Origin of the sequence: Streptomyces sp. SID14478, from assembly GCF_010548525.1 — a bacterium.
GTDB lineage: Bacteria > Actinomycetota > Actinomycetes > Streptomycetales > Streptomycetaceae > Streptomyces.
Window position 1 is genome coordinate 1 of record NZ_JAAGMG010000835.1, and the last position, 9,721, is coordinate 9,721.

Here is a 9,721-nt window from a genome sequence, read left to right on the forward strand (position 1 = left end):
CCATGCGCGCGAGGACGACGTTCCCTGCGCGGGCGTGCGGGGGCCAGGCGCCGCGCCCCTCGGGCCTGCGCCGCCAGAGCACGAGATCGGCGTCGCCGCGCGCGACCCGGGCGGCGAACGGGACGAGCAGCGCGGGATCCAGTGACGCGTCGCAGTCGCAGAAGCACACCACGTCCGCCGTCGCCGCGGTCAGCCCCGCGTGGCAGGCGGCGCCGAACCCGCGCCGCGGCTCGCTCACCACCGTCGCGCCGAGACCGCGCGCGATCTCGGCGCTGCCGTCCGTGGAGCCGTTGTCCACGACGATCGCCCGCCAGCCCGCGGGGACCCGGGACAGCACCCAGGGCAGCGCGGCCACCTCGTCGAGACAGGGCAGGACCACGTCGACGGATGCCTCGCCGTCACCGAAGTCCGGTGCGGGGCGGGCGGGACGAGAAGGGAATTCCGGGGAGATCACGGCCCTCACCCTACGAATCAGAAGCGGACATAAGGGACTTGAGGTCCTTACGAAACAAGGACATCGCCCCGCCCGGACCGGCGACGCCCCCGCTGGCCCCGCTCCGCGATGCGACGCTGGAGCCATGCACACACCAGCTCAGGGTCGGGTCCTCGTCGTCGACGACGATCCGACGGTCGCCGAGGTCGTCGCGGGGTACCTCGACCGCTCCGGCTACGACGTGGCCCGCGCCGCCGACGGCCCGTCCGCGCTCGAGCGGGCCGCCGCGCACCGGCCCGACCTCGTCGTCCTCGACCTGATGCTGCCCGGCATGGACGGCCTGGAGGTCTGCCGCCGGCTGCGGGCCCGCGGGCCCGTGCCGGTGATCATGCTGACCGCCCGGGGCGACGAGGACGACCGGATCCTCGGACTCGAAGTGGGCGCCGACGACTACGTCACGAAGCCGTTCAGCCCGCGCGAGCTGGTCCTGCGCGTCGGCTCCGTGCTGCGCCGCAGCCGCGCCGCCGCGGAGCGGGAGCCCCTCGGCCCGCTGTCCGCGGCGGGCATCACCGTGCACCCCGACTCCCGCCGCGCCAGCCGGGATGGAACCGAACTCGCCCTGACCATCAGGGAGTTCGACCTGCTCACCTTCCTGCTGCGGCACCCCGGCAAGGCCTTCAGCCGCGAAGAGCTGATGCAGCACGTGTGGGGGTGGGACTTCGGCGACCTCTCCACGGTCACCGTCCACATCCGCCGGCTGCGCGCCAAGATCGAGTCCGATCCGGCGCAGCCGACCCTCATCCAGACGGTGTGGGGCGTCGGCTACCGCCTGGACGCGAGCGGGGGAGCGGGCCGGGATGAGTGACATGCTCCTCATCGCCCTGTACGCGTTCCTCGGCGCGGCGGCGGCGGGCCTGCTGGGAGCCGGGGCGCTGCTCGTCCTGCGCCGCCGCTCCCTCATCGTCTCCTTGACGGTCGTCGCCGCGGTCGCGGTGGGCGCGATGCTGGCCGGCACCCTGAGCGTGGCCTGGGCGATGTTCCTGAACTCGCACGACCTGGGCGTCGTGACGACGGTCGTGGCGATGGCCGCGGTCGTCTCCCTCGTGACGGCGCTGGTCCTCGGCCGCTGGGTGGTGGCGCGCAGCCGCGCCCTCACGCTCGCCGCCCGCTCCTTCGGCGAGGGCGGTGACTTCGCCCCGCCGCCGGAGCCCGCGACGGCGGAACTATCCGCGCTCACCCGGGAGTTGGCGGCCACCAGCAGCAAGCTCGCCGCGTCCCGCGACCGCGAGCGCGCCCTGGAGGCGTCCCGCAGGGAGCTCGTCGCCTGGATCTCGCACGACCTGCGCACCCCGCTCGCCGGGCTGCGCGCGATGTCCGAGGCCCTGGAGGACGGCATGGCCGCCGACCCGGACCGCTACCTGCGGCAGATAAGGACCGAGGTGGCGCGCATGAACGACATGGTCGGCGACCTCTTCGAACTCTCCCGCATCCACGCGGGCGCCCTGGTCCTCACCCCGCAGCGCATCTCGCTGTACGACCTCGTCGGCGACGCCCTGGCGGGCGCGGATCCGCTCGCGCGCCAGCACGGGGTACGCCTCGACGGGGACGGGGTCACCGAGATCCCGGTGGAGGTCGACGCCAAGGAGATGAGTCGCGTCCTCGGCAACCTCCTGGTCAACGCCATCCGCCGCACCCCGGCCGACGGCACGGTGGCGGTGTCGGCACACCAGGCGGCGAACGGCACCGGCGTCGTCCTGTCCGTGACGGACGGCTGCGGCGGCATCCCCGAGGACGACCTGACCCGCGTCTTCGACACGGGCTGGCGCGGCACGGACGCCCGTACACCGCCCTCGGGCGCCGGGCTGGGTCTCGCCATCGTGCGCGGCATCGTCGAGGCCCATCACGGGCGCACCACCGTGCGCAACGTCCCGGGAGGCTGCCGCTTCGAGGTGACGCTGCCGACGCCCGCGTAGTACTCGGGGCCTGCGGGCGGACCCTGTCGCGGCGGACCTGCGCCAGCGGATACGTACGGGCGACCGGAACCTCCGGTCAGCTCCCCACCACGGCGGCGCAGGCCGCCGCGCCCTCCCCGGCGGTCCGTGCGCCGATCTCGGCCGCGGGCCCGCCGGTCGCGCGTCGTGTTGTCGTACGGGCAGGCCGTCGTCAGACGGCGACCGCGCCGAACGCCGCCATTCCCTCGACGAACCCCACCTCGGCGGCCCATCCCAACTCGCCGCGCAGCCGCGCCGAATCCGCTGTCACATGACGGACGTCACCCAGCCGGAACTCGCCGGTCACCACCGGCGCGGGCCCGTCACAGGTCGACGCGAGGACCTGCGCCATCTCGCCGACCGTCCGCACGTCCCCGCTGCCGACGTTGAACGCGGTGACCGCCCCGGCCGCCCGTCCCCGCACCGCCTCCAGCGCCACCGCGTTGGCCCGCGCCACATCCGTCACGTGCACGAAGTCCCGGCGCTGCGCCCCGTCCTCGTAGACCCGCGGAGCCTCGCCGCGGGCGAGCGAGGAACGGAAGAAGGAGGCGACGCCCGCGTAGGGGGTGTCGCGCGGCATGCCGGGGCCGTAGACGTTGTGGTAGCGCAGCGCCACGCCCCGCCCGCCCGTGGCCCGCGCCCACGCGGCGCCGAGATGTTCCTGCGCGAGCTTCGTCGTGGCGTACACGTTGCGCGGGTCGAGCGGTGCGTCCTCGCCCACCAGGCCGGGGCTCAACTCCCCGCCGCAGCACGGGCAGCGCGGCTCGAACCGGCCCGCCTCCAGATCCGCGGCGGCCCGTGGCCCGGGTCGCACGACGCCGTGCGCGGGGCATTCGTAGCGTCCCTCGCCGTACACGACCATCGACCCGGCGAGGACCAGATCCCGTACCCCGCACTCCGCCATGGCCGCGAGGAGTACGGCGGTGCCGACGTCGTTGCTGCTGACGTACGCGGGCGCGTCGGCGAAGTCCTTGCCGAGGCCGACCATCGCCGCCTGGTGGCACACCGCGTCCACCCCGGTGAGCGCGTTCCGTACGGCATCCGGGTCGCGGACGTCGCCGACGCACCTCAGGGCCCCGGTGCCGTCGATAGCGCCGGGCAGGGCCGAGGTGTCCAGGACGACGACGTCGTGCCCCCGCTCCGACAGTTCCGTCACGATCGCCGATCCGATGAACCCGGCCCCGCCGGTGACCAATACGCGCATACGCACACGCTAGGGGCCGGGGGATCGGCAACCCGCCCCAGCGCCCCCGGCGTCACGACTCCGTAAGATCCGGCAGCGCGAACCGCACCTTCGTCAGCTCCTGCGACACCTCCCACAACCGTCGCCCCGCCGCGGCGTCGACGGCCGCCTGCGCCGGTTCCACCCGGGTCGGTGCCCCCTTCATCTCGCCCTTGCCGTCGGGGCCGATGAACTCCCCGCCGCCCAGGCCCGGTGCGGTCGCGGCGTACAGCTGCGGCAGCGCCCCGGCGGCCGCGGACTGGGCCAGCGGACGGGCCAGGTAGCCGAAGAGGAGGCGGGGCAGGGCGACCGTGCCGTTCGTCTGCAGGCCGGTCGCGCTGTAGCCGGGGTGCGCGAGCAGACTGCGTACGGGCAGTGCGGCCGCGGTCAGGCGCCGCTGGAGTTCGATGCCGAACACGGCGTTGGCCAGCTTCGAGCGCCGGTAGGAGCCCATCGGGGAGTACCCGCGCTGTCCGCTGAGGTCGTCCAGGTCGAGGCGTGCCTTGCGGTGCTCGAGCGAGCTCACCGTGACCACGCGCGCGTCGGGCGCCTGCGCCAGGGGTTCGAGCAGCAGGCCGGTGAGCGCGAAGTGCCCGAGGTGGTTCGTCGCGAACTGCAGCTCGTGGCCCTGTGCGCTGAGGGTGTGCGGCGGCGCCATCACCCCCGCGTTGTTGACGAGTACGTCGATGCGCGGATGATCCGCGCGCAGGCCGTCGGTGAAGGCCTGGACGGACTCCAGGTCCGCGAGGTCGAGGCGCCGCACGTCGAGCCGCGCGCCCGGGTGCGCGGCGGTGATCGTCGCCGCGGCCGCCCGTCCCTTGTCCACGTCGCGCACGGCGAGGACCACCTGCGCGCCCCGGCGGGCCAGGGCAAGGGAGGTCGCCAGGCCGAGTCCGCTGCCCGCCCCCGTCACGACGACCACACGCTGCGACTGGTCGGGAATCCGATCGGTGTTCCAACGCTGCTGCTGAGTCATGTGGCACAGACTGACTCTGATGGCACTTGGTGTCAAGATGCTCCTTGGTGCCACAAGCGGCATGCTGTGTAGTCTGTGGGGGTGAATACGCGACCCGATCTGAGCCTCGCCCAGCGCAAACGTCAGCTCGTCTCCGACGAACTGACCGAATCGGCCCTGCAGTTGCTCGCGATCAAGGGATTCGACGCGGTCACCGTCGACGAGATCGTCGCGGCCGCGGGAGTGTCCAAGCGGACGTTCTTCCGCTACTTCGCGTCCAAGGAGGACGTCGTCGTCCAGTTCCTGACCGACATGGGCGCGGACATGCGCACCGCCCTCGCGCAGTGCCCGGTGGACGAGGGGCCGGCCGGGGCGCTGCTGCGGGCGGTCCGGGTGCCGGTGACCAAGTGCGCCGCCGACTCCGAGCGGGCGCTGCGCGTGGTCCAGCTGATCCTGCGCACGCCCGCCCTGCTCGCGCGCTTCCTGGAGCGCCAGGCCCAGTGGCGCGACGACCTCGCGCAGGTGCTCGCGGAGCGCGTCGGGCTGGACGCCGAATCGGATCTGTATCCGCGCCTCGCCGCGGGCACGGCGCTCACCGCGTTCCACGTCGTGCTGCAGCGCTGGAGCGCGAGTGATGCGGCCCAGGATCCGGTGGTGCTGCTCGAAGAAGCTTTCAGTCTTCTCGCGCGGGCTTTTGACCGACCCTAGTCTGTGGCGCTCTGTTGGCGCATGATCCTATTTACACAGCCAACACCCAGAGTGCCGACCGTCTTCACCAGGAAGCAAAGGTGCCCCGCACGAAGGGTGATCTCTTAACAAAACGGACAAAGTGGCCTGAGAATTGATAACTAGACCCTGGCGCATACCGACGCGCACGAAACGCAGACCCCCGTTCTCGGCGCGGCTCCGGCCGCGGACGATGCTGTGGGTCGCGGCGGGTGTCGCGGTCCTCGGCTTCCTCGTCGCCCTGGAGATCACCGCCCGTCACTACGGCCTGCCGGGACCGGTCACCAATCAGGCGCGAGAGGTGATCTTCGTGCCCAGCTCCGGGCCACTGCTGTACGCCGGTCTCGCCCTCATGCTCGTGGTGCTCACGTGGCGCCAGCGCCTCTTCGCGGTCGGCGCCGCGCTCGGCATCGACGTCGTCTTCCTCTTGGTGCGGTGGGCCGCCGGCGCTCAACTGGGCTTCGGCAACGGCGCGTTGTGGGTCATGCTCGGCTGCGCCGTCCTTGCCTTCACGCACCGCACCGGCCAGGAGCGCGCCCTCCTGTTGAAGGGCGTCGGCCTCGGCCTGCTCCTGGTCGCCGGACACAAGACCGGTGACACCTGGCTGCTGATCACGTCCGAGACCCGCCCGGAGGTGCTGGACCCGTACGTGGCCACCGCGGATCACGCGCTGGGCAATCCCTCCTGGGTGGCGGGCCGGATGGTCGAGGCCGCGGGCCCGATCGGCTCCCACGTCCTGCACGCCGTCTATGGCCAACTCCCGCTGGCGGCGGCCGTCATCGCGCTGTACCAACTGCGCAACGTGGCGATCGAGCGCCGCTTCCCGGGCCACCACCTGGTGCGCACCTTCCTGGTGATCGGCCTGCTCGGGCCTCTCGTCTACATGATCTTCCCGGTGGTCGGGCCGGTCTACGCCTACGGTGCCGACGGCGGAGCCTGGGCGGTGGCCAACGTGTGGCCGCACACGGCGCCGTTGCTCGGCGCCCCGCACCGGGTGCCGTTCGACGAGATCACCCCGCGCAACTGCATGCCCAGCCTGCACACGGCGTGGGCCACCACCATCTTCATCCACTCCCGCAAGGGGTCGCGGCTGCTGCGCTACGCGGGAGCCTTCTGGCTGGTCGCCACGCTCGCCGCCACCCTCGGATTCGGCTACCACTACGGCGCGGACCTCATTGCCGGTGTGGTCTTCGTGCTCACCGTGGAGGCGGCCATGCGCTCCTTCGACCGCGGCTGGGAACGGTCGGGAGTTCGACTGGTTTCTTATGGCGCGGCCGTTTTCGTCCTGCTTTTGGTGTCCTATCGCTATCTGCCGCTGCAGATGGCCCGGCACCCCTGGGTGTTCGGCCCGCTGCTGCTTCTCGCGATGGCCTCGATGATCTACGCCTATGTGCGGACCACCACGCGGTGGGACCAGAAGCCGATTGCCGCACCCGACCCGGAAGCGCACCTCGTCGACCTCCTGCCGGGCCCGGGCGAACCGAAAGTTCCGCTTAATTCCGCCGGTTGACCGCGTAGGCGCCGAATGCCTGGGAACCCGGAGTCACAACACCGGATCGGGTAAAGCGACCTGCAAGGAGTGTGGGCCATGTCAGCGTACGGTTCTCGGCCGGCGGCCACTTCCGGTTCCCGGACGAATGGCCTTGCGATAGCAGGCCTTGTCTGCGGAATCGTCGGACTGTTCTTCCTGAGCATCATTCTGGGGCCGCTCGCGATCATCTTCGGGTCCGTCGGCCTGCGGCAGAAGGCCGGCGGTGGCGGAATGGCCAAGGCGGGCATCATTCTGGGTGTCATCGACGTGATCCTCTTCATCGTGGTGATGATTGTCGCCGCGTCCAATGGATTCAGTTGGTACATAGGCGGTTGACGCTCGTTCCGGGCGGGAGGGAAGCGGGCGAAAGAGGCGGTGGGGAATACGCGTCACGCGTATTCCCCACCGCCTCTTTTCTTCGGCTTCCGTTATCCCCGCGCCACCGCGATCGCCCCCGCGAGCCGCTCACCCGCTTCGTACACCATGTACGGGACCCCGCCGTCCGTGCCGAACGACGGCGACGCGGACCGGCCGTTGTCCGGCGCCCCGGAACGCGAGTCGTAGAAGACGCCCAGGTGCCGGCGGAGCGAGAAGTCCGTGCCCACCTCGGTGATCATGAGGTCGCCGCCGCTCTCCTTGTCCTTGTTGTAGACGACGTACGCGGAGCCGTCCCGCGTCAGCAGGTGCGGCCCGCCGACGTTCACGGCGCCGACGTCCGAGTGGCGCACGAGCGGCGTCTGGTCGAAGGTCCAGGTCCGGCCGTCCGGCGACCAACCCCAGCAGATGTCACGGTGGTTGGTGGTGTTGTTCAGCATGAAGAGCATCACGTACCGCGCGCCGCGCGCCGGCAGGTCGTGCCGGAAGACACGGGCGTACGACGTCTCGGTCGTGCCCGACGGCATCATCGACGTCGACAGCACGACCTTGTCGTACGTGAAGTGGACGCCGTCCTTCGAACGGGCCAGGCGCGTCGTGGTGTTCTCGCCGTGGAAGTACAGCCAGAACTCCTTCGCGTCCTCGTTCCACAGCACGTGCGGCGACGACACGTGGCTGACCGAGTAGTGCGGGTCCCATTTGTTGGACACGAGGGGATTCGCCGGGTACTCCGTGAACGGGCCCTCCAGCGAGTCGCCGTACGCGAGGCAGATGCCGCCCGGCGCGTCGTGCGGGGCGTAGTACAGGTAGTAACGGCCCAACGGCGACGCCAGCTTGTCGTACACGCCGCGGACGGTCGGGAAGATGATCTCGCCCGTCGGGTTGTACTTGAGCTGCGACGGGGTCAGCAGCGTGCGCAGGTAGGTGTAGTCGGGGAAACCGCCGGGCGCGGCCGACGCGGAGTGCGCCGACAGACCGCCGAGGGCGAGCGCGGCGCCGGTGACGGCGGTGGTGCGCAGGAACATACGACGGTCCAGGCCGGACTGCGGCTCATGCATGATCGGCTCCTGAAGTCGGTTGCGGGGGAAAAATCGTGGGGCAGGGGTTCTCAGAGGTACGTGGCCGCCGTGACGCACAGGCCGCCCAGCGCCACCGCCCACACATAGGGCAGCGTCCTGACCATCACCTGCTGCGGGGAGACGCCCGCGTACTGGGCGGCCCACACCGTCTGGGTGCTGGTCGGGTCGGCGACGCCGAAGACCTGGTTGTACGAGGTGGCCATGCCGAGGACGGCGACGGCCGGGTAGATGCCGGTGGCGACGAGGACACCGGCGATGCCGGCGCCGAGGCCGTAGACGTTCAGCGGACCGCGGTACAGGCACAGCGGCACCAGCACCGTGAAGACCAGGACGAACAGCACCGCGTTCTGCGGGCTGACCGCCTTGACGAGCGGCTCCAACGCGTCGACCGCGCCCGGCAGCTTGACCGCGGCGAGCAGGATGCCGATCGCCACGAACAGGGTGATGGGCGGGGCCGCCACCTCGAAGCCGCCGTAGAGCGTGCGCAGCAGCCGCCGGTTCATGTCGCGCGGCCGCGTCGTCGTCACCAGCGCGTACAGCACCCCCGCCAACAGCGCGGGAATGATGGCCAGTTCGAAGCCGAGGGCGAGGACCAGCGGGACCACCGGCGTCAGCAGCGCGTACCAGGGAGCGTCACCGAGCAGCTTGCGGCGGCTCGGCGAAACCGACTTCTCCTGGACCGACCTGAGCGACCACGTGTGCTCCACGCCCCGGCGCCGCGACTCCACCAGGACGTACGCGACCGCCGCGACCAGCGCGAACGGGAACAGCTTCAGCATGAAGCCGCGCACGGTGTCGACGGGCAGCTCCAGCGCCGTGGAGAAGAACTGCCACACCGGCAGCTCGAACGGCATGCCCGCCGCGATGCCCATCAGGATCGTGCCCGCGGCCGTCACCTTCGGAATGCCCACGGCGATCATGGCCGGGATGCCGATCAGCCCGGCGAGCATCGCCGCGGGCGCCGAGCCCGTGACCGTCCCCACCAGCGCGGAGACCGCGAGCACGCCGAGCGCGACGAACACCGGCCGGTCACCGCCGAATTCGACGATCTTGCGGACCAGGGTGCCCGCGATGCCGGTCTCCTCCAGGAGCTTGCCGAGCCACGAGCCGAGCAGGATCGCGATCATCGTGGCGGCCAGCGCGGGCGCGCCTTCCTGGAGCACCGTGTCGAGCACGCTGTTCTTGCCGGTCAGCGGCGCCCCCGACACGAACGCGATGACCACCGCCAGCAGGACGAGCGCGAACGCGGTGGGCAGCTTGCGGCTGAGCATGGCGGCGACTCCGGCCGCCATGACGAGCAGGATGACAACACCCATGGGTCAGTTCTCTCTTCCGGACTCAGGGGCCACCGCGGCGGCCAGCGCCTCCGTGAGCAGCAGGGGACTGCGGCCCAGGCCGCAGGCGGCGCG

Annotated in this window: 10 protein-coding genes; 5 read left to right on the forward strand and 5 right to left on the reverse strand. The window is 71.3% G+C overall.

Annotation, left to right across the window (positions count from 1 at the left end; genetic code table 11):
- Positions 1–379: glycosyltransferase family 2 protein (locus tag G3I40_RS26990; protein WP_343245024.1), on the reverse strand; the 379-nt coding region annotated here is incomplete at its 3' end.
- A 199-nt stretch (positions 380–578) separates the two neighbouring features.
- On the opposite strand from G3I40_RS26990, the gene G3I40_RS26995 reads away from it, so the two are divergent.
- Both G3I40_RS26995 and G3I40_RS27000 read left to right on the forward strand, forming a co-directional pair.
- The gene (locus tag G3I40_RS26995; protein WP_164304803.1) at positions 579–1,298 is read left to right on the forward strand and encodes a response regulator transcription factor; all 720 of its coding nucleotides are present in this window, start codon (positions 579–581) and stop codon (positions 1,296–1,298) included.
- Positions 1,291–2,406 carry a HAMP domain-containing sensor histidine kinase gene (locus G3I40_RS27000; RefSeq protein WP_164304805.1) on the forward strand — a complete coding sequence of 372 codons (1,116 nt, stop codon included), beginning with the start codon at positions 1,291–1,293 and terminating at the stop codon, positions 2,404–2,406. The genes G3I40_RS26995 and G3I40_RS27000 overlap by 8 nt, the downstream gene beginning before the upstream one ends.
- Positions 2,407–2,596: 190 nt before the next feature.
- Here the strand turns inward: G3I40_RS27000 and G3I40_RS27005 are convergent, their stop codons facing one another.
- Together G3I40_RS27005 and G3I40_RS27010 are read right to left on the reverse strand one after the other, a co-directional pair.
- Positions 2,597–3,628, reverse strand: a complete 1,032-nt coding sequence (locus tag G3I40_RS27005) for an NAD-dependent epimerase/dehydratase family protein (RefSeq protein ID WP_164304808.1) — start codon at positions 3,626–3,628, stop codon at positions 2,597–2,599.
- Between the two features lie 52 nt (positions 3,629–3,680).
- Entirely contained in the window at positions 3,681–4,622 is a 942-nt protein-coding gene (locus G3I40_RS27010) for an oxidoreductase (protein WP_164304810.1), read from the reverse strand.
- An 81-nt stretch (positions 4,623–4,703) separates the two neighbouring features.
- On the opposite strand from G3I40_RS27010, the gene G3I40_RS27015 reads away from it, so the two are divergent.
- The 3 genes from G3I40_RS27015 to G3I40_RS27025 all read left to right on the forward strand — a co-directional run bounded on the left by G3I40_RS27015 (position 4,704) and on the right by G3I40_RS27025 (position 7,194).
- On the forward strand, positions 4,704–5,309 hold the full coding sequence (locus G3I40_RS27015) for a TetR family transcriptional regulator (RefSeq protein WP_164304811.1): 606 nt from the start codon (positions 4,704–4,706) through the stop codon (positions 5,307–5,309).
- Positions 5,310–5,520: 211 nt separating this feature from the next.
- The gene (locus G3I40_RS27020) at positions 5,521–6,837 is read left to right on the forward strand and encodes a phosphatase PAP2 family protein (protein WP_164304813.1); all 1,317 of its coding nucleotides are present in this window, start codon (positions 5,521–5,523) and stop codon (positions 6,835–6,837) included.
- Positions 6,838–6,915: 78 nt separating this feature from the next.
- Positions 6,916–7,194 carry a DUF4190 domain-containing protein gene (locus G3I40_RS27025; RefSeq protein WP_164304815.1) on the forward strand — a complete coding sequence of 93 codons (279 nt, stop codon included), beginning with the start codon at positions 6,916–6,918 and terminating at the stop codon, positions 7,192–7,194.
- 92 nt (positions 7,195–7,286) lie between these two features.
- Here the strand turns inward: G3I40_RS27025 and G3I40_RS27030 are convergent, their stop codons facing one another.
- A complete protein-coding gene (locus G3I40_RS27030) occupies positions 7,287–8,291 on the reverse strand; it encodes a hypothetical protein (protein WP_164304817.1) in 1,005 nt (334 codons plus the stop codon).
- Positions 8,292–8,341: 50 nt separating this feature from the next.
- Positions 8,342–9,628: a TRAP transporter large permease subunit gene (locus tag G3I40_RS27035; protein WP_164304819.1), complete on the reverse strand. Its 1,287-nt coding sequence runs from the start codon at positions 9,626–9,628 to the stop codon at positions 8,342–8,344.
- Positions 9,629–9,721 lie beyond the last annotated feature (93 nt).